The 22,312-nt window shown below is 64.1% G+C and carries 22 protein-coding genes; 9 read left to right on the top strand and 13 right to left on the bottom strand.

The window, feature by feature from the left end:
• Window positions 1–233 precede the first annotated feature (233 nt).
• The 6 genes from MTX34_RS13610 (at window position 234) to MTX34_RS13585 (ending at window position 6,109) form a co-directional block, all read left to right on the top strand.
• Window positions 234–1,706 carry an MFS transporter gene (locus MTX34_RS13610; RefSeq protein ID WP_243594141.1) on the top strand — a complete coding sequence of 491 codons (1,473 nt, stop codon included), beginning with the start codon at window positions 234–236 and terminating at the stop codon, window positions 1,704–1,706.
• A 170-nt stretch (window positions 1,707–1,876) separates the two neighbouring features.
• A complete protein-coding gene (locus MTX34_RS13605; RefSeq protein ID WP_243594140.1) occupies window positions 1,877–2,209 on the top strand; it encodes a putative quinol monooxygenase in 333 nt (110 codons plus the stop codon).
• A gap of 82 nt (window positions 2,210–2,291) precedes the next feature.
• A complete protein-coding gene (locus tag MTX34_RS13600; protein WP_243594139.1) occupies window positions 2,292–3,473 on the top strand; it encodes a lipase family protein in 1,182 nt (393 codons plus the stop codon).
• Window positions 3,474–3,816: 343 nt separating this feature from the next.
• Entirely contained in the window at window positions 3,817–3,987 is a 171-nt protein-coding gene (locus tag MTX34_RS13595) for a hypothetical protein (protein WP_243594138.1), read from the top strand.
• Between the two features lie 86 nt (window positions 3,988–4,073).
• On the top strand, window positions 4,074–5,102 hold the full coding sequence (locus MTX34_RS13590; protein ID WP_279393220.1) for an LLM class flavin-dependent oxidoreductase: 1,029 nt from the start codon (window positions 4,074–4,076) through the stop codon (window positions 5,100–5,102).
• A gap of 113 nt (window positions 5,103–5,215) precedes the next feature.
• Window positions 5,216–6,109, top strand: a complete 894-nt coding sequence (locus MTX34_RS13585; RefSeq protein ID WP_243594136.1) for a universal stress protein — start codon at window positions 5,216–5,218, stop codon at window positions 6,107–6,109.
• A 9-nt stretch (window positions 6,110–6,118) separates the two neighbouring features.
• On the opposite strand, the gene MTX34_RS13580 is transcribed toward MTX34_RS13585, so the two are convergent.
• Both MTX34_RS13580 and MTX34_RS13575 read right to left on the bottom strand, forming a co-directional pair.
• Window positions 6,119–6,826 carry an enoyl-CoA hydratase/isomerase family protein gene (locus MTX34_RS13580; RefSeq protein ID WP_243594135.1) on the bottom strand — a complete coding sequence of 236 codons (708 nt, stop codon included), beginning with the start codon at window positions 6,824–6,826 and terminating at the stop codon, window positions 6,119–6,121.
• A 60-nt stretch (window positions 6,827–6,886) separates the two neighbouring features.
• Window positions 6,887–8,005: a hypothetical protein gene (locus MTX34_RS13575; protein WP_243594134.1), complete on the bottom strand. Its 1,119-nt coding sequence runs from the start codon at window positions 8,003–8,005 to the stop codon at window positions 6,887–6,889.
• Window positions 8,006–8,127: 122 nt separating this feature from the next.
• On the opposite strand from MTX34_RS13575, the gene MTX34_RS13570 reads away from it, so the two are divergent.
• Window positions 8,128–8,409, top strand: a complete 282-nt coding sequence (locus tag MTX34_RS13570; protein WP_243594133.1) for a Rho termination factor N-terminal domain-containing protein — start codon at window positions 8,128–8,130, stop codon at window positions 8,407–8,409.
• A 1-nt stretch (window position 8,410) separates the two neighbouring features.
• Here MTX34_RS13570 and MTX34_RS13565 read toward each other — a convergent pair whose 3' ends face one another.
• The 3 genes from MTX34_RS13565 to MTX34_RS13555 all read right to left on the bottom strand — a co-directional run bounded on the left by MTX34_RS13565 (window position 8,411) and on the right by MTX34_RS13555 (window position 11,648).
• A complete protein-coding gene (locus tag MTX34_RS13565) occupies window positions 8,411–8,899 on the bottom strand; it encodes an SRPBCC domain-containing protein (RefSeq protein WP_243594132.1) in 489 nt (162 codons plus the stop codon).
• A 65-nt stretch (window positions 8,900–8,964) separates the two neighbouring features.
• On the bottom strand, window positions 8,965–9,918 hold the full coding sequence (locus tag MTX34_RS13560) for an ABC transporter substrate-binding protein (RefSeq protein ID WP_243609743.1): 954 nt from the start codon (window positions 9,916–9,918) through the stop codon (window positions 8,965–8,967).
• 41 nt (window positions 9,919–9,959) lie between these two features.
• Window positions 9,960–11,648, bottom strand: a complete 1,689-nt coding sequence (locus MTX34_RS13555; protein ID WP_243609742.1) for a nitroreductase family deazaflavin-dependent oxidoreductase — start codon at window positions 11,646–11,648, stop codon at window positions 9,960–9,962.
• A 119-nt stretch (window positions 11,649–11,767) separates the two neighbouring features.
• Here MTX34_RS13555 and MTX34_RS13550 point away from each other — a divergent pair, with 119 nt between their 5' ends.
• Together MTX34_RS13550 and MTX34_RS13545 are read left to right on the top strand one after the other, a co-directional pair.
• Window positions 11,768–12,355 carry a TetR/AcrR family transcriptional regulator gene (locus tag MTX34_RS13550; RefSeq protein ID WP_243594129.1) on the top strand — a complete coding sequence of 196 codons (588 nt, stop codon included), beginning with the start codon at window positions 11,768–11,770 and terminating at the stop codon, window positions 12,353–12,355.
• 99 nt (window positions 12,356–12,454) lie between these two features.
• Window positions 12,455–14,074 carry an MFS transporter gene (locus MTX34_RS13545; RefSeq protein ID WP_243594128.1) on the top strand — a complete coding sequence of 540 codons (1,620 nt, stop codon included), beginning with the start codon at window positions 12,455–12,457 and terminating at the stop codon, window positions 14,072–14,074.
• Here MTX34_RS13545 and MTX34_RS13540 read toward each other — a convergent pair.
• The 8 genes from MTX34_RS13540 to MTX34_RS13505 all read right to left on the bottom strand — a co-directional run bounded on the left by MTX34_RS13540 (window position 14,067) and on the right by MTX34_RS13505 (window position 22,181).
• Window positions 14,067–14,963, bottom strand: a complete 897-nt coding sequence (locus MTX34_RS13540; RefSeq protein WP_243594127.1) for an SDR family oxidoreductase — start codon at window positions 14,961–14,963, stop codon at window positions 14,067–14,069. The two genes, MTX34_RS13545 and MTX34_RS13540, sit on opposite strands and share 8 nt — an antisense overlap.
• A gap of 155 nt (window positions 14,964–15,118) precedes the next feature.
• Complete coding sequence (locus tag MTX34_RS13535) at window positions 15,119–15,481, bottom strand: STAS domain-containing protein (protein WP_243594126.1); 363 nt, start codon at window positions 15,479–15,481, stop codon at window positions 15,119–15,121.
• A 193-nt stretch (window positions 15,482–15,674) separates the two neighbouring features.
• Window positions 15,675–16,604 carry an aldo/keto reductase family oxidoreductase gene (locus MTX34_RS13530; RefSeq protein ID WP_243594125.1) on the bottom strand — a complete coding sequence of 310 codons (930 nt, stop codon included), beginning with the start codon at window positions 16,602–16,604 and terminating at the stop codon, window positions 15,675–15,677.
• A gap of 159 nt (window positions 16,605–16,763) precedes the next feature.
• Window positions 16,764–17,348, bottom strand: coding sequence for a giguanylate cyclase (locus MTX34_RS13525; protein WP_243594124.1), 585 nt, complete (start codon window positions 17,346–17,348; stop codon window positions 16,764–16,766).
• Between the two features lie 94 nt (window positions 17,349–17,442).
• Window positions 17,443–18,528, bottom strand: a complete 1,086-nt coding sequence (locus MTX34_RS13520; protein ID WP_243594123.1) for a glycosyltransferase family 4 protein — start codon at window positions 18,526–18,528, stop codon at window positions 17,443–17,445.
• A gap of 39 nt (window positions 18,529–18,567) precedes the next feature.
• Window positions 18,568–19,830, bottom strand: coding sequence for a hypothetical protein (locus MTX34_RS13515; protein WP_243594122.1), 1,263 nt, complete (start codon window positions 19,828–19,830; stop codon window positions 18,568–18,570).
• Entirely contained in the window at window positions 19,817–20,926 is a 1,110-nt protein-coding gene (locus tag MTX34_RS13510) for a glycosyltransferase (protein WP_243594121.1), read from the bottom strand. Before MTX34_RS13510 ends, MTX34_RS13515 begins: the two co-directional genes overlap by 14 nt.
• A complete protein-coding gene (locus MTX34_RS13505) occupies window positions 20,916–22,181 on the bottom strand; it encodes a hypothetical protein (protein ID WP_243594120.1) in 1,266 nt (421 codons plus the stop codon). The genes MTX34_RS13510 and MTX34_RS13505 overlap by 11 nt, the downstream gene beginning before the upstream one ends.
• Between the last annotated feature and the right edge of the window lie 131 nt (window positions 22,182–22,312).

The following is a 22,312-nucleotide window of genomic DNA, read 5'->3' as shown; positions in this document are numbered from 1 at the left end:
ACAACGCTCCTGAACACCTCGGTGTGAAACCAATTCAGGTTCTCGATACCTGAATCAGTGAGGTCGCAGACCATCCCTCTGTTCGACGTCCACCGGACGTCGAACAGAGGCCGCGAAGCGATAGCGGCTCGAACCCGCACTGTCACGTCGAGCGCCGGATGGTCTCTTATCTGCGTGCACACGGCGCGCACCCTTCACCCATTTCCGCAACAAGCCCTATGGAGGACCACAGCATGTCGACACCAACATCCGAGGCCAGCCGTACACGGACAGTCGATACCAGCCTGGTGGTCGCCGTGCTTGCCCTCACCGGAATCGTCGTCTCGTTGATGCAGACGTTGATCATTCCGCTGATTCCGCAACTTCCTGCCCTGCTCGACGCGTCAGCTGCTGACACCGCATGGTCCGTCACCGCTACCCTCCTCGCCGGTGCCGTTGCGGTGCCCGTCGTCGGCCGACTCGGCGACATGTTCGGCAAACGTCTGATGCTTCTCATCAGCCTCGCACTCTTGATCGCTGGATCGATTACCGGTGCTCTCAGCGAATCACTGATCCCTCTGATCATCGGCCGCGCCCTACAAGGCCTAGCAGCAGGTGTCATTCCCCTGGGGCTCAGCATCATTCGCGACGTTCTCCCGCGTGAGAAAGTCGCGGGTGCAACCGCCACCATGGGTGCATCACTCGGGGTAGGTGGTGCACTCGGCTTGCCCGCTGCCGCTCTGATCGCCCAATACGCCGACTGGCACATCCTCTTCTGGATCTCGGCGGGGCTCGGGCTCGTAGTGGCCGGCTTGGTCGTTGTCACGGTTCCAGAATCCGAGGTGCGAACAGGGGGAGTGTTCGACGCGGTCGGAGCTGTCGGCCTCGCTGTCGCGCTCGTCGCGTTGCTACTCGCCATCTCCAAGGGATCTGTGTGGGGCTGGAGCAGTTCGACAACGCTGGGATTGATAGCCCTTGCAGGGGTTTCGCTTTTCTTCTGGGGTTGGTGGGAACTGCGCACCAGACAGCCACTCGTCGACCTGCGTGTGTCCTCCCGTCGTCAGGTCTTGTTGACCAACCTCGCCTCGGTCGTGTTCGGATTCTCGATGTTCGCAATGACTTTGGTGTTCCCGCAGGTCCTTCAGATGCCGACCGAGACAGGTTTCGGTCTCGGCCGGTCGATGCTGGTCACCGGGCTGGTGATGGCACCGTCGGGAATCGTCATGATGTTGATCGCACCGCTGTCGTCGCGAATTACGACCACCCGCGGTCCCAAGACGACGCTGATGATCGCCGCGGTTGTCGTCGCGGCCGGGTACATCTTCGGCGTCGTCACGATGAGCGCTGTCTGGCATCTCGTCGCGATCTCGTGCATCATCGGCGCCGGAATAGGAATGGCGTACGGCGCGATGCCCGCCCTGATCATGGGAGCCGTACCGCCGTCGGAGTCCGCTGCCGCGAACGGCCTCAATGCTTTGATGCGTTCGCTCGGCACCTCGATGGCCAGCGCTGTCGCAGGCGTGATACTCGCGCAGATGACCATCACGCTCGAATCGACCGAATTGCCTGCACAGGAGGGGTTCCGGGTCATCATGGCTCTGGCCGCGCTTGCAGCGATCATTGCACTGGCGCTCGCGGCGTTCCTTCCGCCTTCTGTAGCTACCGGATCGACTGTCGCCACTGGGCAGGGGATGAAGAAGAAGGATCCGGCACCGCAGCGCAATTGATTCGAGAAGCAAGGGAATCCGCCGACGTTGTCGAAGTATGCGTCGATCTCGCGTTGGCTACGTCTGCGAGGAGGCCGTCCAGTCACCGTCGTGGTAGTCGACCGTCGAATGTCCGAACCGTGGTGCATGATCGGCGGACATCGGATGCTTCGGTCGAAAGGACTTACGTCATGCCAGTTGGACCAGAGGCGGTACCCGGCGTCACCGTCGTCGTCTCGCACAAGACCCTGCCGAATCAACGCGACGCCGTTCGGGCTCTGTGGGAAAAGCGCATGGCACCGGCCGTACTCGACAATTCCGGGCATCTCGCCTACTACTACGGCCTCGATTCCGACGATCCGGATGGCATCACAGCGTTTCAGCACTACAGAACCGCCGAGGACGCGCTCGAGTTTCTCCGGCATCCCACTTATCTTGCGTACGAACGCGAAGTGGCTCCACTGCTGGCCGCCGCACCTGAGGTACGCAGGCTCATTCCGACGTGGATCAAGAAGGAGTCATAGGGGGCGATCGGCGTCGCACAGCCGCCGTATCGGCCGTGGCGTGATGCGGATCGTCACCCGGAGCCGCATACTTGCTCGCGAGATGAGATTCCCTTCCGTCACCTTGGCCATGTCCGTGCTTGTCGCGTCCTGCGCGCTGACGGTCGCACCCGCCTCGGCCGCTCCCGGCAGCGCAGATTTCTACACTGCTCCTGTCGCCGACCTCGAGGCCTTCGTGCCCGGGGACATCCTGCGTCGAGAGCCTGTGCGACAGCTCGACGTTCTGGGCTCACGCACCGAGCGCATCCTGTACCGATCGGCCGACCCCCGGGAGCGGGCTGTTGCCGTGTCGGGCCTTCTGATCACACCCGCCCTCGCGTGGCGGGGTCCTGGGACACGGCCCGTGATCGCTTATGCGCCGGGCAGCTACGGGACAGCCGATCGCTGCTCGGGTTCGTCCGAGCTGGGGCTGACAACCACGATGCCGGCATTACTGCCGCTACTGGCACAGGGCTATCAGGTGGTCACGACGGATTACCAGGGGCTAGGAACCCCCGGCGAATACGAGTTCCTGGGTAGAGTCGCCAGCGCGCGTGCACTGCTGGACTCGGCTCGGGCCGCGGCGAGCCGAACCGACGCGCCGATCGTGCTCTACGGATACTCGGCCGGCGGGGTCGCGTCGGCCGCCGCTGCGGAGCTCGCCTCCACGTACGCGCCCGACTTGTCGGTGGTCGGTGCCTTCGTCGGTGCCGCGCCGACCGATCCGGTGGTCCGCGTCGATGGCCAGGACGGTTCCGCGTGGGCCGCGACGATGCTGTACACGATCGACGGCATGATCGGAGCGCACCCCGAGCGGGCCGACCGGATCCGCGCCCTGTTCAACGAACGCGGTCGGGCAGCTCTGGATGCGGCGCAGGATTTCTGTACGACCGACGCGCTTGCGTACGGATCATTTCGATCCGAGGACTTGACTGCCGACGGCGAGTCGCTGGGCGCATCGATGACGGGTCCCGTGCTGGGGTCTCTGACGGCCGCGAACACCATCGGCTTCACGGCACCCGATCTGCCCGTGATGATCGTGCACGGCGTGAACGACAGCTCCGTCGACATCGAGCAGAGTCGACTCCTGGCGCAGCGTTGGCGCGCTGCAGGTGCCGTGGACATCACCGTCCGCGAGTTCGATTTCGGAACCGATCTGATACCTGCGTTCGACCACACGGCCTCGAACGTCGCTGCCTATCCAGAGTCGCTCGAGTGGATCGACCGACTGGTCGCGCGGGCGTAACTCGATGCCCGGCACATTGCCAGTGATGTAGATCACGCGTGACCGATGTGTGTTTGCTCCTGCTCGATTCGACTCATAAGGCGCAGCTAGCAGGTACACGTTCGTACCGAAATGCCCTGCTGCCTACGAGAAAGGATCAAGCCAATATGAACAGCGCTGAGAACGAGGTCACCGCATGAGCGGCCGCAGGAGTCTTTCCAGCCGACTCTTCGAGGGTCTGGGCCGCATCACATGGGGTTACGGCAAGCGAAAGCTGGAGGAACGGCGCGCAAACAAGCGCGGACGGCGATAAGCCGAACGGTGGGCGTCCGATTTCGGCACCCTCGATCGGTACGGTGCAGGGATGGACGGATTCGAGGTAGGCGACGGAGTCACACCGCTGAGCGGGCCCATGGCAGGTATGTACGGAACCGTGGTCTGGTTCTACGAGGAGAAGCAGCAGTTGCTCGTTCGTTTCGGCGCGTCGCAGCAGATGTACTACGCGGCCGGCGAGTTGAAGCGCTGGGGGGAGTAGCCCGCGCCCTGTGTCCCGTGCATCGGAATAATCGAATCTTCATCGATGCTGATGGAGGCGACCATCCCGAATCGAAAGGCCCCACCATGCATCTGGGCGTAGACAGCTTCGTCTCTTCCGTGACCGATCCGACCGACAACCGGGTGATCGCTCCCGAGGAGCGAATGGGCCATCTGCTGGAGGAGATCGCCCTCGCGGATCAGGTCGGGCTGTACTCGTTCGGCATCGGCGAGCATCATCGCAGCGAGTACTACGACTCGGCCCCGTCGATAATTTTGGCCGCCGCAGCCGCGCGCACCGAGAACATCCGACTCGGCAGCGCGGTCAAGGTACTCAGCGCAGACGATCCGGTCCGGGTGTTCCAAGAGTTCGCCACCCTCGATCTGATCTCCAAGGGCCGGATCGACCTGGTCGTGGGCCGCGGATCGTTCACCGAGTCGTTCCCACTGTTCGGCCTGGATCTGGCCGATTACGACTCGCTCTTCGCCGAGAAACTCGACCTTCTGCTCCAGATCCGCGACAACGTCGAGGTCACCTGGTCGGGTCGACACCGCCCGGCACTGAACCGTCAGGGTATCTACCCGCGTCCGCTGCAGGATCCGTTGCCGATCTGGGTCGGCGTCGGTGGGACGCCCGAATCCTTCGCTCGCGCAGGGCTTCTGGGGCTGCCCCTGATGATTGCCATCATCGGCGGAGAGCCGCGCCAGTTCGCCCCGCTCGTCGATCTGTACCGTCGCGCCGGAGCGCAGGCGGGACATCCGCCGGAGCAGCTGAAGGTGGGCCTGCACGTGTTCGGCTTCGTCGCCGAGACCACCACGGCCGCAGCAGACACTATCTACCCCGGCTGGAACGAGATGTTCACCAAGATCTCTCGGGAGCGTGGCTTCGCTCGGCCCAGCCGCCAGCAGTTCGACGCCACCTCCGGTCCCAACGGTGCGTTCTTCATGGGAGATCCGAAGACGGTGGCCGACAAGATTATGCGAGTGAGCGAACAACTGGGCGGCGTGGACCGATTGTCGCTGCAGATGACCAATCCGCGGCTCGCCCACAGCGACCTGCTGCGCGGGATCGAACTCCTCGGCACCGAAGTTGCACCTCTGGTGGCTCGGGCGTAGTTCACAAGCCCGAACTACCCGTCACACCGGTGGCCAAATGCCCTAGTGGTGTGCCGAGGAAGCGGCGATCGTAGAAGACGACGCAGAAACCGTCTTCGGCCAACGGAGGAACGATGGACCACACGATCGCGGCAACCACATTCGACGGACCGCTAGCGGTCGTGGTCGACGGTTCACCCACGGACAAGGGGGTGGCCGAGTGGGCGGCGCACTTCGCTCGAGCGGCATCGACATCGGTGCACCTCGTTCACGGTGCACCGAAAGACGAGTGGAGTACAGCGGTCGCCGCCGAGCTCGACACCACCGACTTCCCGACGCGGCTGCGGCAGGAGAGCGAAGGCGTACTCGCCCGCGCCGTAGACGTCGTGCACGGGGTCGATCCCCAGGTGACAGTGGAATCGGAGGTGTCCGAGCTGTCGGCTGCGCGGATGGCGAAGGCGCTGTCTGCGGACTCGGCGATGCTCGTCGTGGGCGCGTGCGAGTCGGGTCCGTTGCGCGACATCGTCTTCGGGTACTCGACGACGGCAATTGTCAATGCCGCGACCTGCCCCGTGCTCGTGTGGCACGAACGTGGCGATTCCGGGGGCGTGCCGGCCCCCGTCGCGGTGGGGGTGGATGGATCCGAACCGTCGAAGCGCGCACTGTCGGCAGCATTCGAACTGGCGAAAATTCTCGGTGCAGAGCTACTCGCCGTCCACGTGGGTGCCGTGCACGAAACCGACCAACTCGACTACGGCACGCCGGTCGACTGGCAGCACCTTCGTGAGGCAGAACGACAGTGGTTGCAGGCCAACGTTGATACCTACCGGGACAAGTATCCGTCGGTGCCGGTTCGGGCAGTGTCCGTCGGTGCTTCGGCGGCACACGAACTCCGGTCGATCTCCGCGACGTCCCGGGTGTTGGTAGTGGGCAGTCGCGGTCGAAACCGTTTCACCGCAGCGATTTTGGGATCGGTGAGCCAGAACCTGGTGCATCACGCCGAATGTCCGGTCCTGGTGGTGCACTGACAGCACCGCCTAGTTCGAGACCCATTCCATCTCGTCGACGCCTGCGACAGGCGTCAGCAGCGAGCGAATCTCACTCGCGTACATGGTGCGTTTGATGTCGCCCAGAACATCACCGCGCGTACCGACCAACGCGGCTGCGCGGGCGAGGGCGTCGTCGCGCAGACGCTCCGCAGTCGACACCGCGTCCACCAGTCCGAGCGCCATGGCGTCGCCACCGCCGTAGCGACGCCCGGTCGTCAGCGCCTCGTGGAAGGCATGCGGAGCCAATCTCGCCCGCACCATGTCGACGGTTCCCGGGCTGTAGGTCGCGCCGATGTTGACGCCGGGGAAGCACAGGAATCCGCGATCCGATCGCATGATGCGGTGGTCGTGTGCCATCACGAAGAATGCAGCACCGCCGTAGGTGTGCCCCTGCATGGCTGCGACGGTCTGCATCGGGAAGGTCAGAAAGCGCACCAACAGCTCCTGTACCGTGCCGATGAACCGGTTGATCTGATCGAGGTTCTCGGCCCCCCACGACAGGTCGACGCCCGTGGAGAAGTACTTGCCCGTTGCGGTGGTCACCAATGCGGCCGGTCCTGAGGACGCCTCGACCTCGTCCAGAAGCGCGTTCATTTCGGCAATCCAGTTCGGACCGATGCGGTTCTCGGTGTCGTCGACCCCTCGATTGCCGAGACTCAACACGAATACGTCGTCAACGCGATCCAGATATGGCATGTACCGAACGTACCCAGCTTTTCTTGTTCTCACTCACAACGGGAGAGGTCCGAAGGAGCGTCACGACGACGACGTGGCCGACTGCCGACGAATCAGTTCACGGTGACCGTAGGTGGCATCGAGTATGTCCTCACGATCGGCGACCGACGAACCCACCGCGCCGGCAACCGTACCGAGCGACGCGGCCAGCCAGGCGAGGGAGAAGTAGTCGCCCATCGACGCCGGACGACCGATCTGCTCGGTCAGGAACTCCGGTGAAATCACGACCGCCGCCGAGCCGAGTACCACCGCGAACAGCAGCGCGTACATGCACAGCGCGCCGGTGATGACCGTTCCCACGGTGGCTGCGTTGTACATCCAACGATCGACCGTGGAGCGGCGGAACGTCCGCTTCTCCCACAGGCCGTTGGGAAGAATCACCCACACCGTCATGGCGATCACAGCCGTGACTCCGATCATCGCCAGTCGACCCAGACTCATCGATGCCGCCATCTGCCAGATGCTCGCGTAGAACACGCCGAAGGCGGAGGCGGCACTGGCTGCAGCAAGCGCACTCGACAGAGTCGGCACCAATCGCCACGGTCGATTACATCGAATCATCCCCGACACCAACCTGGTTCGGCCGAAGATGCTCGACGTCAGCAGCACTTCGTCACCCTCGCCGGAGTCACTGGACGCCCAACGGGACTTGAAGTACCTCCTCGGAAGACGAGACGAGTCGTCGGCTTCGATCAACTCGTGCAGTACGGCCAACGCAGCCGCGACAGCGCGTCGCCGCACCGCCAGGGTGCCGAAGGAGGGTACGTACAGCGCTCCGGTCGTGCCGTCCCGGGTCTCGGCGATCACCGGGCGTGAACCCTGGCGGCGAGGTACCTCCGACACACACAACACGATGTCGTAATTGGCATCTGCTTTCACGGATGCAAGCCACTGTCCCAGCGGGGCCGCACCTGTCGCGGTAGGCGGAAGTGGAACCGATGCCCCTGATACGCGTATCTCGCGGCGCTCCCCGTCGATCATCGCGTGATCGGGCAACTTGGCGACGATGGCAGACGCGACCGTCGACGCAAATCCGTCATCGCTGACCACACCGACCGAGAGCGGCTCACCTTCCGCCTCGGTGTTGTCGCGGTCGTCGGGTGCATCCCGGTCCGCTGGTTGCGATCGATCGGATTTCATCCCGGTCGCATACCCGATGACGCTCGATGCACACCAACTCGCGTGCCTCGGGAGCGAGATTAGTCGTCGCGCAGACCGGGTAGCGCTCACAACATCGAAGTAGTCCAGCTATGGGAGTTCCGATGCCGTCGAAGAAGAACGAGACCGAGGACCAGCCGCAGTTGAAGGACCAGGGCTTGTACGAGAAGCTCCGCGAGGAAGGCAACTCCAAGGAGAAGGCTGCTCGCATCTCCAACGCGGCCGCGAACAAGGGGAGGGGGCAGGTCGGAAAGAAGGGCGGAGAGTCCGGATCCTACGAGGACTGGACGGTCGACGAATTGACAGACCGAGCCAAAGAATTGGGCCTCGAGGGCTACTCGAAGCTGAAGAAGGACGAGCTGATCGACGAGCTTCGCAACCACTGACTCAATTCGGGCGCAGTGATGCGTAGTACTGCTGTTGTGATGGGTAGTAGTCGTCGAAGCTCGGCAACGGAGTGCCGTCTCTGGACGCGACGAGCATGTCCAGGTAGTACTCCCACCCCGGGCCGATATCGCCCAGGCCTTGGGTGCTCTCGCAATTGTGTACCAGGATCAGGACCGTCGACCCATCCTTCTCGTCGAGGCGAACCTCGAGCTGCCACTGCATCTCGTCGATCGTTCGCACGGCCAGTCGGCTGGGCCGCTCGCATGCTTCGACGGCCATGTCCGAGGCCGGCTCGCCCTCCTCGAAGCGCATCGTGACGCGAACGGTGTTGTCCGAGATACGCTCCCACGGCCCGAACCACAGCGCCGTTCGAGGCGATTCGGTGAGGCTGGCCCACACGTCCTCGCGCGGAGCGGCGATGGTCCTGGTCAATTCCAGAGCGAAGCCGCTGTCGCTGCTGCGCAGCGTGCCCGTGGGTGTCGGTTCCATCGACTGATTATGCGACTCCGGCGTGGCTGCCGTCGAGTAGGACTTTGTTCGTCGAAGGTCGGTGATCAACTCGGGTCGTAGAGCTTCTCCACCAACTCGAGGGTCCACAGCGCGGTCAGTGGTCCGCCGTCGTTGGTGAACTTGTCCGTCCTGACGATGCGGTCGTTGCGCACAGCCGGTAATCCGGTCCAGAGCGGATTGGCGTTCATCGCCTGCAGATCCTCCACCGACGTGATTGCGGCAATAATCGCCACGGCGTCGGATGCGGCGGTGACGTTCTCCGGTCCGTAGTCGATTTCCGGAGTGGCGGCGGTCCAGGCGGATCCGAAGCGGGCTCCCACATCCTCGAGCGCGATGGACGTCACCCGGTCACGTCCGATCGAGATCCCGCCGTTCTCCGATGTGCTGACCGGCAGGACGGCGGTATCGGCAATCTCAGCGGCGTACTGCGTCGTGAGTTCATCCACGCGCGTGGTGTATTCGTCGACTATTGCTCGTGCTTCGTCCTGGCGATTCAGTGCTGCACCGATCGATGCGACATCCTGCTGCCAGCTGACCCCGGTGCCGGTGGAGCCGACCGGCAACACCGGCGCGATCGCACTCAGCTGGTCGTAGATTTCTTCGACCACCTCGTCGCGGCCGATGATCAGGTCAGGATCGACGCGTGCAATGGCTTCGAGGTCGACGGTGTTCCGCGGATACAGCTCGGGCACTCCGGCTGCGAGCAGGATCCCCGTGGGCTCGGTCAGCGGGCCGGGAATTTCGGGCGGGGCCTCGGTTTCCACCGGAATCCCGACGATGGGCAAATCGAACGCGAGGGCGATGTCGAGGTCGCGTCGGCCGTCGATCACGACGACCGACTCGATTCGATCGGGTACCGCGACGGTGCCGAACTGCGTGGTGACCGAATGCGTCGCCGAGTTCGTCGCCGCCGGTTCTGTGCCGGCACCGCAGGACGAGACCAGGGTTGCGACAAGGACCGCGCCGAGGGTGACCGACAAGTGGGGGAGCGTCTTCACAACTTAAGTAAAGCAAACCTAATTTTTGGGCAACATCCAGGTCAGACGTCGAACTCCACCCGAACCGAGATCGGGTCGGTCTGCAACGCGCGGAAGCCGGCTTCGATCAAACGTCCGAGAACCGGATTGTTCGAGAAGGTTCGCGCTCGGAGGGCGACGTCGTCGTCGGGCACGAAAGTCGCTGTGCCGGTTAGCCATCGGGTGCCCGCACGTAGTCGGATCCTGGGTTCGTCGGTGATGTTCGCTCCCCAGCCGGATCGGGTTCCGTGCTGGGAGATCAGCCAGGCTCCGGTGTCGTCGAACACTGCCGACACCGGTACCTGCCGACGTAGGCCGGACTTGCGGCCGACGGTCTCGATATCGGTGACCAGAGAGGTTCGGACACCGATCGATGTGAGTCCATTGACGATCGGATTCGCAATGTGCTTGCCGATCCAGCGCTCGCGGCGGAATTTTGCCACTGCAGCGGAGGTGTCGGTCCGAGCGGCGCTTCGGCGGTTGCGGAACGCGTCCCAGCCGTTGCGCTGCATCATCGTTGCCGCAGTCTTCCATGCCGGACGGCTCGAATTCGGTTGCTGCCCAGCTCCGATGAGCTGCAGTTGGTCGGTGTGCCATTGCAGATCGAGAGCGCCGTTGATCTGCTTGAACGCGCCGGCCATCGACGGGACGCGCAGGGCCACGCGAGGAGATTCGACCCGATCCAGCGTGCCGTCGACCAGCGAGCTCGCGACGGCCGGGGCGAGGGCAGTCGGACGGCCCAGGCCGACCATGTCGCACTCGCCCGATCGCACTGCCGAACTCATCACCGAGCGGGTGCGGAAGCCCCCGGTGACCGCAAGTGGCACCGCTCCAGCCGCGTCGCGCACCGTTCGCGCGTACTCCAGGAAGTACGCCTCACGATCGCGGGTGCTCGCGGTACCCATCATTGCGGGTGATTCGTAACTGCCACCGCTTATTTCGATCAGATCGATCGATTCTCGAACGAGATGCTCGACGGTGATGCGCGATTCTTCCTCGCTGAACCCGCCGCGCTGGAAGTCCGCCGAATTCAGTTTGATTCCCACCGCAAAACTCGGAGACACCGCTGCTCTGATTGCGCGGACCACTTCGAGGACGAATCGCATCCGTCCGTCTAGGTCGCCGCCCCAGGTGTCGTCGCGCCGATTGGACAGAGGCGACAGGAACTGCGACACCAGGTAGCCGTGCGCCCCGTGAATCTGGACGCCGTCGAAGCCGGCCGTCTCGGCCACGGCCGCTGCGGTGGCGAATCGTCCGATGATCTCGTGAATCTCGTTCTCGCTCAATGCCCGAGGTGCAGGAATTCCCGGGATATTGGGGGCGATGGCAGACGGTGCAACGGGCTTGGAGCGGGTGACGAGCGGGTTGGCCTGCCGACCGGGGTGATTGAGCTGCATCCAGATGGGGGCACCGCCGTCGGATGTTGCCTTCGCCCAACGGGCCAGCGCATCGCGGTCGCGGTCGTCCTCGATGACGACATTGCCCGGTTCGCCGAGATGGGACCGGTCGACCATCACGTTGCCGGTCACCACCAGGCCGTAGCCGCCCGCGCCCCACTGGCGGTACAGCGTTTCCAGGCGGGAGTCCGGGCCGTGCTCGGCGGTGGACAGTCCTTCGCTGAGAGCGGCCTTCATCACCCGATTCGGCAGGATCTGCCCGCAGGCGAGAGTGAGCGGGCTGTGCAGATCGATCACGTCGGTGTCGAGGGACATGGCGTTTCTCCGGTCTCGGGACTGCTGTTCCAGCTATGCTCAACAGCATAGCTACAGGGTGACTGTAGATGTAACGCGACGTCACGTCAACGATAGTGATGTTCTCACGGGAGGTTCGGATGGCGAGTCGAAGCAGCGCTCGGGACGACATGCTGCGCAGCGCTGCGTATCTGTTTCGCAGACGCGGCGTGGAAGCGACGTCGCTGGCCGACGTCATCGATCACGCGGGCGCGCCCCGTGGCTCGATCTACCACCACTTTCCGCGCGGCAAGCCCCAGCTCGTGGAAGAGGCGACGCGCACTGCGGGAGCCACCATGGGTGCGATGATCTCGGCCGGCCTCACCGCGGCAGGCCCCGCTGCCACCGTCCGGGCCATCATCGAAGGGTTTCGCGGAGAATTGCTGGCCACCGACTTCGTAGCGGGGTGTCCGGTCGCTCCCGCCGCGCTCGAGGGGCTCAATGCTCCCGGTGCCGTGACGGCGGCGGGTGAGTCGTTCTCCTCCTGGGAAGACACCATCGCAGCGTCGCTGTGGCAGCGTGGTGTCGCCCGCGAGCGATCTCACGCGTTGGCCACCTTTGCGATCGCGGCCATCGAAGGCGCGTTGATCGTGGCCAAGGCGCAGCGATCGATCACCGCACTCGATCGGACGGAGCAGGAGCTGCTGGCCCTGCTCGAGGCGGTCGTGGAGGTGTCGGCCGGCCGCTGACGCAGGCAGTGATGCGGCCATTGGTATTGCTATAACTACGAGTAACAGCTAACTTCCTCATCGGAACTATGCCGAACGTCATAGCCGAAGGGGAGTGTCATGTCGTCACTTACTACCTCGCGTCATCGAACAGGCAAGCCGCAGTTTCGTCGGCGATACCTCGCACTGCTCGTGATCTGTGTGGCCGAGTTGCTCGTCGTGCTGGACAACACCGTCGTCAACGTTGCACTGCCTTCCATGGGACTGCAGCTCCGTGCCGACATCAGCGGGCTTCAATGGGTGGTCGACGCCTACACGCTGACGTTCGCGGGGCTGCTGCTGGCATTCGGGCACCTCGGTGATCGCTACGGCCGCAAGAAGGTCATGGTCGTCGGGCTTGCCGGTATCGCGGTGATGTCGATCGGCGGTGCTGTCGCTGCCGATCTGGGGCAGGTGGTCGCGGCCCGAGCGGCAATGGGCGTGTGTGCGGCTGCGGTCTTCCCGGCGACCCTTGCCCTGATCATCAACATCTTCACCGACGCCAAGGAGCGGGCGCTGGCCATCGCGGCCTGGACGGCCATGGCCGGGTTCGCCATCGCCATCGGCCCCACCGCGGGCGGATTTCTGCTCGAGCACTTCTCGTGGCACTCGGTGTTCTGGATCAATGTTCCTGTGGCACTGCTCGTTCTGGTGGCCGCACTGGCCTGTGTTCCGGAATCGAAAGCGGAGCATGTCGGCAAGTACGACCCCGTCGGTATCGCATTGTCGCTGGCCGGCATCACCGTGCTGGTCTGGGCGATCATCGAAGCGCCGCACAACGGTTGGCTGTCTGCCATCAGCATCGGTGCGTACGCGGCCGGCTCGGCAGCCGTCGTTGCATTCGTCTGGTGGGAGCTGCGAACACCGTCTCCGGTGTTGGACCTGAATCTGTTCCGAAACCGGAGATTCTCACTGCCCGCATTGGCCATTGCTGTGGCGTACTTCAGTATGTTCGGCTTCCTCTTCATGATCACCCAGTACTTCCAGGGAGTGATGGAGCTGACTCCGCTGCAGTTCGGGGTGCACTCGCTGCCTTTCGCGATATCCATCGCAATCGGTGCACCGCTGGCCACGATCATCGCGCAACGCATCGGAACCACGGCCGTGATCGTCTTCGGGCTCGTGGTGATGAGTATCGGCATGTTCATCGCAGGTCAGGTGAAGGTCGAAACGCCTTATCTGGGGCCGGTTCTCGTGTCGATGATTCTGATGGGCCTCGGCCTGGCGATCGTGCAGGGCCCTGCCACCGAGTCGATCATGTCCTCGGTGACGCTCGACGAAGCAGGGGCGGGCTCGGCGGTGAACGACACCACCCGCGAGGTCGGCGGAACCCTCGGAGTTGCGGTGCTCGGATCGATCGTCGCGTCGATCTACACCGCGCAGGTCGGTCCGAAGATCGACGCGATACCCGACGCGATCATGGAGCCGTACCAAAAAGCGTTTGCTCGCGAAACTGTCGTCAGCGTCATCGAGATCGTGAAAGCGCCCACCAATCCGATCTTCGCGTCGCAGAAGGCCGACCTCGTCTACGCGATGAAGGCGGCCTCACTCGAAGGCTTTCAGCTCGCGTCGTTCGTCACCGTCGGGGCCGCTATGGCATGTGCGCTGACCGTCGCGCTGTTTCTGCCGTGGCGACGCCCCGAAGGAGACGGCGTGCTTCTCGCGTGGCGCGGATCGGAGAACGGCGACACGATCAGTTGAATGGCGTTCCGCCGGTGACGGCGATGGTCTCGCCGGTGATGTAGCTCGATTCGTTCGATGCCAGGAACACATAGGACGGAGCCAACTCCGCCGGCTGGCCGGCTCGTCCGAGCGGAACGGTCTCACCGAACTTCTCGTACTTCTCGGCTGGCATCGTCGCGGGAATGAGCGGCGTCCAGATCGGGCCGGGTGCAACAGCATTGACGCGAATGCCGCGCTCTGCAAGATCGCCGGCGAGGCCCTTGGTGAAGGCGACGATTCCCGCTTTGGTGGTCGCGTAGTCCATCAATTCCGGAGACGGATTCGACGCCTGAATCGAAGTCGTGTTGATGATCGTCGATCCTGCGTCCATGATTTCGGCGGCGCGTTTCGAGATCCAGAACAAGGCGTACAGGTTGGTCTTGAGCACCCGATCGAACTGCTCGGTGGTGATGTCGGCGATCCCGCCCATCTGAGCCATCTGGAATGCGGCGTTGTTGACGACGATGTCGAGACCGCCGAGTACCTCGGATGCGGTGTCGACCAGCTTCACGCACTGTGACTCGTCGGTGAGATCGCAGGCGATGGCTCTACCCGCGCGGCCTGCTCCCTCGATGAGGTCGACGGTGGCCTGCGCGTCGGGACCTTCGGATTCGAGGTGTGCGATGACGACGTCGGCACCCTCGCGGGCGAACGCAAGTGCAACAGCACGGCCGATGCCCGAATCGCCGCCGGTGATCAATGCCTTGCGGCCGTGCAGTCGATCCGATCCGCGGTATGAATTCTCGCCGTGATCGGGTGCAGTGACCATGTCGCGTGTCAGGCCCGGGTGGACGAGGCGACCCTGCTCGGCCCGATCTGGCAGTGGAAAAGCGGTGGTCGGGTCGGCTTTGCTGAACTGGTCGGACATTGTCGATCCTTGCCTCGGTGTGCGTGAGATGCTCCACGCGGCAAGTCGAACGAGCCGCTTCGGTCCAGTGGAGGCGGCTCGCGGCAGAACTTGCCGTCGGGAGTCGCTGTCCATCCGGGGTTTTCCGAATCGGGCGGCCCGTAAACCTCTAGCGGTCAGGCAGCGCGCGGATCCGCCACGATGGTGGCCGCGCCCAAGGCCTCTAGCACGCGACGAGCGGGCCGCGTCGGCGCGAAGACCTCGAGACGTCCTGCACTGTGCGCGGCTGCGTCGAGAACCACGTACCCAGCGCCCGAGTACATGAAGGTGACATCCGACAAGTCAAGCAGCACAACCGTTTTCGTGGCCAGGGCGTCGTCGAGCACCTGCGCGAGAACGGAGCGAGACCTCAGATCGAGATCACCCGTGACGCGGACGACGGTCAGGTGAGGTGAGTAGAGCTCGGTGGACATCGAGTAGTGAGCGTTGCCGCGCCCGACGGGTGCGAAGCGGGAATCGAGGTGGTCGGTGACAGTCACGATGCGAACCTCTCAGTTCGGATGGCCTAACGACCGACATGCACTGGGTAGAACCCGAGGGCTACAGGTTCCGTTGCATGCCGTGCGGTAATCCTGACAGCGCAACGTCACCGTATCGAGGCCTGTTCATCACGGAGTGATAGCTAGTCGATAACGATGAGGTAACGGCAGATGTGACGCGCCTGAGCATCGTTCACGGCAGTGTGTGGCCGGCAGTCCGGAACAGTCGGTACCACTCCTGCCTGGTCAGGCGGATCTCCGAACCGCGGGCGGCGTCGGCCACACGATCGGGATTCGTGGTGCCGAGCACTACCTGGATGTTCGCCGGGTGTCGGGTGATCCACGCCGTCGCCACCGCGGACGGGGTGGTGCCGTGTGCATCGGCGATCTCGTCCAACGCGACATTGAGGTCGGCGTAATTCTCGCGGTCACCGACGAAGACGCCGGAGGACGTACCGCTCTGGAACGGCGACCACGCCTGCAGGGTGATGCCGTGCGTTCTCGCGTAGTCCAGCAACCCGTTGTCGCGGTCGATCGATTGGTCCTCGGTGCTCATGTTGGCGGTCAGGCCGGCCGCGATCAAGGGCGAATGCACGATGCTCAGCTGTACTTGATCGAAGAGAACAGGTTGAGTGACAGCAGTTTTCAGCAATTCGATCTGGCCAGGAGTGTGATTGGAAACGCCGAAGCCCAGCACCTTGCCCGACGCGTGCAACCGGTCGAAGGCCGCCGCGACTTCCTCCGGTTCGACAAGGGTGTCCGGGCGGTGCAGAAGAAGTGTGTCCAGGTGATCGATACCGAGTGCGCGGAGTGACCCTTCGACCGTCGTGACGATGTGATCCTCGGAGAAGTCGAACCAGCCCTCGCGAATACCGACCTTGCTCTGAATGGCGATGCTCTCGCGCTGCGACGGGGTCAGTGTCACTGCGTCACCGAATCGCTTCTCGCACGTATGCGGGGCTCCGCCGTAGATGTCCGCATGGTCGAACACCGTGACGCCGACGTCGAGGGCGGTGTACACCAACCGCCGTATCCGGTCGTCGTCGAGATCGGTGATGCGCATGAACCCCAGCACGATGCTCGAGACGTCCGTCCCGATGTGGGGGAGGGGAAATGTGCGCACGGTGAATCTCCTGTTCGTCCGCCGACGGTTCGCTCGATGTTGCACCCGTCATCACAGCGGACTACCCAGTCGTGCAGGCGCTCGATGCGTTCGCACTCGTCGCCGATGCGTCCCGGTCGAGCAAAGTCCTGCTGACGTTCTGACGGAACCTGTTGGGTACTACTCGAATTCCGTTCGAATCGACTGTGTCGTCAGTTGCAACATCAACACGAAACCGGTCAGTGTCACGACGATCGGGGCCCACAGAACCACCGCGACGAAGGTGTCGACGTCCCGCTCCAGCACTATGTACACCGCGACGATGGACGTTCCCAGCAGGCACGCGGCGATGTGAGCAGCCAGTCGCCACTTGTCGAAGAAGAATCCGGCCAGCATTCCCATCGGGATGAGAAAAGTGCACTTGCCGAGGGTGACTTCCGGCGCGAAGTTCGCGGTGATGGTGGCACCGAAAATCGCCAGATCGGCGATGATGACGAAGGCGAACGCTTGCCCCAGCGTCGGCCACGGACCGAACCACCAGAACGCGCCCATGATGTAGGCGGCGATCATGCAGGTCCACTGGACGATCGAGGGGATGGGTGTGGTCGCGCCGTAACCGAACGCGAGCTCGAGGGTGACCACGACGGCCATGGCCAGAGCGGCGGCCGAGACGATTCGCTTGACGAGGGTGGTGACAGCGAGTGACGTCATCACGCCCATGCCCCATTGGTAATGCTCGTTCGACCTCGTCAGTGCGCGAGTCACAGTGCCCCCTCGTTCCAGTCGGGACACGATTGAAACACAGCCGTGCTCGTCGATGTTCGAATATCACCGAGTTGGAGCCGCCGGTGGGGTGCGCTCAGCTGGTCAATCGATGCAGCAGCTCCGGCAGCGTGTCGCCGATGTCGTGTCGGCTGGCCACCCGGTATCTGGCAGTCTCGCCGAGTAGGCGTCGTCGGTCGTCGTCGTCGATGACGGCCGACACAGCAGCGGCGAGCGCCGCGGAGTTACCCGGCTCGACCAGAACCCCGGCACCGTCGGCGAGAAACTCGTGTGTACCGCCGTGGTCGGTTCCTATCACCGGCAGCCCGTGCGACATCGCTTCCAGGACCGACAACGGGCCGGCTTCCGGAGACGTACTTGCCGAGACGACGATGTCCCATCTGCGTAGAGCGGACTCGGCGTCGATGTGCCCGAGAAACTCGACACGGCCGGCGAGATCCGGTTCGGCGGCGCGCGCATGGAGTTCGTCGACGTAGTCGCGATCGCCGGGGAAGCTACCCCCGGCCAGTTCGACCCGGACATCGGGAAGTGTGGCGACGGCGTCGAGCAGAACGCGATGTCCCTTCCACGGCGTCAACAACGCCAGCATCCCCACGACCGGCGGAGAGTGCAGCGCACCGCCGAACCGCGGAACCGGCCACGGCACTCCGTTGTGTGACACCACCACAGGGAGGCCGGCTCTACGAAGAGGTACTGCGGTGGCCTCGGACACCGAGACTGCGACGCGAACGGCCGGGCGGGCGAACCGGACCACCACGCGCTGCTTGAGAGACGTCATCGTGTCGTGTACGAGCCACGACGCCCCGCGGGCGGGTCGCGCAAACCGTGCCACAGGGAGCGCGAACAGTGAGTTGACGACAGTGGCGGTGCCCGGTGCGCGGGCAATCGTGCGCACCGCGCGTGCCGCACCGACCCAATGAGCGATCATCCGGATCGCCGCGACACCGCGAGCGGCACCACGTTGTCCACCCAATCCGAGCTCGTCGATGCGGACGTGCCGCGTCGTGTCGGGTAGACGATCTGCCAATGGGCCTGCAGGGCAGGCGATCACGGTGGCATGGCCGCGACGGGTGGCCTCGTCGATCAAATCCAGCAGCACCTTCTCGGCACCCGACACCTGGCCGGTGTGTGCAAGGAAGAGAACTGTCGACTCGTCGGTCATGTGTCGGCCCGTCTGTGCGGCAAAGGTGGTTCCGGCGGATCAGTGCGCATCGCGGAGGAGTGCCACTGGGTCTTCACACATTCTGCGTAGCGCTGCATCCATGACGGCGACCTCGACCATCTTGCTGCAGAACGAGGCCGTATAGGTACGCCCACCGGCGATTTCGGCGATGAGCATCGTGCAGCCGTCCGGACCGTCCGGTTCGAGCGACGCGGCCATTTGCGGGGGCCTGCCGTCGTCGACCCAGTCGAGGTGGTCGAACACCCGCACTCTCCCGAGGTCGCTCACGGCCAACCGCAAGGTCTCGGGTACCTCGACGACCGAATTCTTTTCCTGCGACTGTGCCGAAGACCGAATGCGTGACGCCACATCGCGAAGTTGCGACATGCCCAGTACTGCGATGGGCCAACCGGATTCGATCACCTCACGCATCGTTGTGGTGATTGCGACGGGTGTCGTGTCGGCTGGGAGGTGAAGTGGAATGCCCACGGCGAAATTTCCGTGCGCACTCTGCTGGGCCGGGTCGAGGTAGCGTCTGCTGTTGAACAACACCATGATGTGATCGTCGACGTCGACGGATTCTGCTCGTAGCGCGGCGCTCCAGAGGGCAATGGATACCGACGCGGCGGTCGCTCCGGGCAGGTTCTCGGCCGTCCAGTGCTTGAGCTCGTCGACTCGGGCTCTGCTCATGTACCCGGCTCGGCTGACTTTTCCGGCTTCCCAGTTCTCGATCCGGCGACGTGGACCGGAGGTGTCCCGTTCGGTCCGATGGCGCGAGCGCAGTGTCCAGAAGTCCGCCAATGTCTTCGGACTTCGAGAATAGTGACGCCACAGGGCTTTCCATGTCGTGCTCGGAGGTAAGCCTGCGGCGAGTCCGGGAACCAGAGACCCGTCGGCATCGTCGCAGAACGCCGCCAACATCATCACGCCGATCTGACCGTCACCGATTCCGTGCGAGTAGTCGATGGCGAGATGCTCGTCGAACACGACCACGTCGAGTGGACCGCGCGCGCCGTTCCTCGATCGAATGTCGGTGAGCATCTGTCCCAGATCGTCGGTGGGACCGGTATCGGAGGTGACATTATCGCCGGCGATGCCGGTGCGGTATCGCCATCGTCGAGCATCCGAGCGTGGTTCCAGCGCGATGTGCGGTGACGCATCGACGTGTTCGGCGGCGGTGAGGGTGTGTCGCGTGCGCTCGATGTCGAGGCCACGAACGGGACCGACCGCGGTCACTATCCGGGTGTCGGCGAAGACGCGGTCCAGCGCAGTCGAGCGGTACCTGCGCTCAGCGGACGGCATCGACGATCTCCTGCATTCGACTGCGGAAGTTGGCTCGTGAGAAGCCCTCCGCCCACGTGCGAATGGCGACGCGATCGTAGTCGGCGGGATCCAACGAGCGCATGGCCTCGGCGAACCCGGCGACGACTTCTTCGTCCGAGCCAGGGCTCACATGCAGGCCGGTCCTACCGGGAACCACGGAGTCCATGGCGCCACCGTCTCCCAAGGCGATGACCGGTGTCCCGGTCGCCATCGACTCGACGGGGACGATGCCGAAGTCCTCTACTCCCGGCATCAGCAATGCACGCGTCGTTCTGTGCAGTTCGAGGAGCTTCTCGTGTGAAACCCGTCCGAGGAAGGTCGTTTTCGGTCCGGCCAGTTCCCGGCAGGCGTTCATGGCACGACCGTCTCCTGCGACCACGAGGGGAACGTCGGCCTCGGCGGCAGCGCGTACCGCGATGTCCGGCCGCTTGTAGGGAACCAGACGCCCCGCGAGCAGGAAGAAGTTCTCCCGCTCGACGGACGGATCCGGAGTGAAGCCCTCGGTGTCGACGGGAGGATGGACCACCACGGCGTCGTCTCGACCCCACCAGTCGTCGATCCGACGTGCGACTGCAGACGAGTTGGCCACCACCGTGGTCAGTTTCGGTGCGGCAGCGATTTCGCACCGACGGGCAACGGCGGACAGCGCCGTCAGTATGGCCGCTCCGGCTCGGCCGCCGCCTTCGCCTGCGCGGAGTTCGGGGTCCCAGGCCCACCGTGCGGGGCTGTGCACGTAGGCGATCACCGGGGAGTCCGTGGCGAACACGGCCTGGGTCGCGAATGCGTGGTGGCTCACCACAACAGCATCGAAACCGCGGAGCGGCATGCGGCGAAAGGCCAACGGCATCATCGGAAGAACGGGCGCGTACGACCGTTGGCCCAACGCCTTGTACACCCGATCGAGGCCGGACGTGTGCGGCCCATGGCTGATTCCCGCCGGAACCCCGGACTGCCTGGCGATGGGCGCGAACACCTCGGCCGCGGGCCAGTGCAGTGCGAGTTGTTCGACGACATGCTCGGAACCGGCGATCTCGGTGAATCTTTCGTGTACGACGGCAATTCTGTCAGCTGGCATCGCGTTGGCCTTCCGGCGCGATCGTCTGCGCGGTCTGTTCCACTCGTCGGGTCGAGTTCTTGTTCTGCAGTACCAGGTGTACGGGAATGTCGAAGTCGTTCAGCCGCCGCAGCGCCGTGGTTGCGGCTTTCTTGTCCCGTCCACGTTTCGACACCAGCACCACGACGGTCTCGACGTCGCCGACGTCGGTGTAGTGCCACCACTGTTCCGACAGGCCGAATTCGGCGGTGGCTCTGTGATGTCCGGCTGTCGGGCCCGGCCCGCGAGTCGACTCGAAGTCCGCACCTTCCCCGACCAACAGCAGAACGACGCTCTCGCCTTTGGGAGCAGCGTGTCGTGCACCCCTGGACGCGGGTCGGTCGCCGCGTTCGAGGGCGGCGATTCGTGACGCAACAGCGGGTGGCATCGTGTCGCCGGTCGCGGGGTCGAAGTGTGCACCGTATTTGCGCGAGACTCGGCGGGCCCAGGAGCGAGAGGGCCTGCGGCCGAATCGGCCTCGGAGCAGCACGATTAGTTCGGCCGCGACGATCAGAGCGGCGAGTGCTGCGACCAGTGCCTCCGAGACCGGTTTCGGTGAGACCGGAGTGGTGCTCTGCTCGGGGTTCGACAGCACCACCAGTCGATCTCCGCTCGCAGTGGCCTCGAGTTCGCTCTGCCGGGTGCGTAGTTCGGCGAGCTCGGACAGAGCGGCAGGCCGACTCGGATCGTCGGCGGGGAGAGCGTCCACCCGCGACTGTTGCGCGTCGATGGCGGACTGTCCCTCGTCCGTTCGCTCCTGCGAGTCACGGATCGCATTGGCAGAGGAGGTAGTGGCCATGGTCGACACCAGCGTTTCGGCCAGATCTGCTGCCAATTCGGGAGATCGGGTCGTCACCGTCACGGTCAAGAGCGCCGGTGAGGTACCGGGTGAGAGCTCTACGCTCGAGGCGAGTTCCGCGGCGTCCATCCCGGCGTCGACCTGTGAGAGAACTTGATCGAGCACTACGCGATCGGTGGCCAATTCGATGAACGGTGCGCGCATCTGTTCGATGAACGCGTCACCGGGAACGAGGGTTTGGACAGGTTCGATCTCGGTGACGATCGACGCGGCGTACTGCTTCTCGGTGAGTTCGCTTCTGAGGTAGAACACGCCCGCACCGACCAGGGCGGCAATGATCACGGCAGGGAGAAGAGCTCGGCCCAGTTCACGCATGTGGCCCGCGAGGTCGATCGGTGGGGGCACGTCGCCCCGGTGGACGGCATCGTGGACGGACATCAACCGCGTACCTTTCCGTCGTCGATGCGAGCGGACGTACCGCTTCGGTGTTCAGTGGAGCCAACGGTCTCGATGATAGCGGGGTGAGCGCGCTGTTCGCGTAGCCGTGCCGTTCGTGAATGGAACTGTAT

This window comes from Rhodococcus sp. ARC_M5, from assembly GCF_022810405.1.
Taxonomy (GTDB): domain Bacteria; phylum Actinomycetota; class Actinomycetes; order Mycobacteriales; family Mycobacteriaceae; genus Rhodococcoides; species Rhodococcoides navarretei.
Note: the sequence above shows the minus strand (reverse complement) of the source record. Positions and strands in the feature narration are given on the sequence as shown.

Bases quoted from the DNA above. Each gene is read 5' to 3' on its own strand.
- MTX34_RS13520 (WP_243594123.1), bottom strand. From the start codon at position 18,528: ATGACCGACGAGTCGACAGTTCTCTTCCTTGCACACACCGGCCAGGTG.
- MTX34_RS13540 (WP_243594127.1), bottom strand. From the start codon at position 14,963: ATGTCCGACCAGTTCAGCAAAGCCGACCCGACCACCGCTTTTCCACTG.
- MTX34_RS13600 (WP_243594139.1), top strand. From the start codon at position 2,292: ATGAGATTCCCTTCCGTCACCTTGGCCATGTCCGTGCTTGTCGCGTCC.
- MTX34_RS13555 (WP_243609742.1), bottom strand. From the start codon at position 11,648: ATGTCCCTCGACACCGACGTGATCGATCTGCACAGCCCGCTCACTCTC.
- MTX34_RS13515 (WP_243594122.1), bottom strand. From the start codon at position 19,830: ATGCCGTCCGCTGAGCGCAGGTACCGCTCGACTGCGCTGGACCGCGTC.
- MTX34_RS13570 (WP_243594133.1), top strand. From the start codon at position 8,128: ATGCCGTCGAAGAAGAACGAGACCGAGGACCAGCCGCAGTTGAAGGAC.
- MTX34_RS13610 (WP_243594141.1), top strand. From the start codon at position 234: ATGTCGACACCAACATCCGAGGCCAGCCGTACACGGACAGTCGATACC.
- MTX34_RS13545 (WP_243594128.1), top strand. From the start codon at position 12,455: ATGTCGTCACTTACTACCTCGCGTCATCGAACAGGCAAGCCGCAGTTT.
- MTX34_RS13595 (WP_243594138.1), top strand. From the start codon at position 3,817: ATGGACGGATTCGAGGTAGGCGACGGAGTCACACCGCTGAGCGGGCCC.
- MTX34_RS13590 (WP_279393220.1), top strand. From the start codon at position 4,074: ATGCATCTGGGCGTAGACAGCTTCGTCTCTTCCGTGACCGATCCGACC.
- MTX34_RS13580 (WP_243594135.1), bottom strand. From the start codon at position 6,826: ATGCCATATCTGGATCGCGTTGACGACGTATTCGTGTTGAGTCTCGGC.
- MTX34_RS13585 (WP_243594136.1), top strand. From the start codon at position 5,216: ATGGACCACACGATCGCGGCAACCACATTCGACGGACCGCTAGCGGTC.
- MTX34_RS13575 (WP_243594134.1), bottom strand. From the start codon at position 8,005: ATGAAATCCGATCGATCGCAACCAGCGGACCGGGATGCACCCGACGAC.
- MTX34_RS13550 (WP_243594129.1), top strand. From the start codon at position 11,768: ATGGCGAGTCGAAGCAGCGCTCGGGACGACATGCTGCGCAGCGCTGCG.
- MTX34_RS13565 (WP_243594132.1), bottom strand. From the start codon at position 8,899: ATGGAACCGACACCCACGGGCACGCTGCGCAGCAGCGACAGCGGCTTC.
- MTX34_RS13605 (WP_243594140.1), top strand. From the start codon at position 1,877: ATGCCAGTTGGACCAGAGGCGGTACCCGGCGTCACCGTCGTCGTCTCG.
- MTX34_RS13510 (WP_243594121.1), bottom strand. From the start codon at position 20,926: ATGCCAGCTGACAGAATTGCCGTCGTACACGAAAGATTCACCGAGATC.
- MTX34_RS13505 (WP_243594120.1), bottom strand. From the start codon at position 22,181: ATGTCCGTCCACGATGCCGTCCACCGGGGCGACGTGCCCCCACCGATC.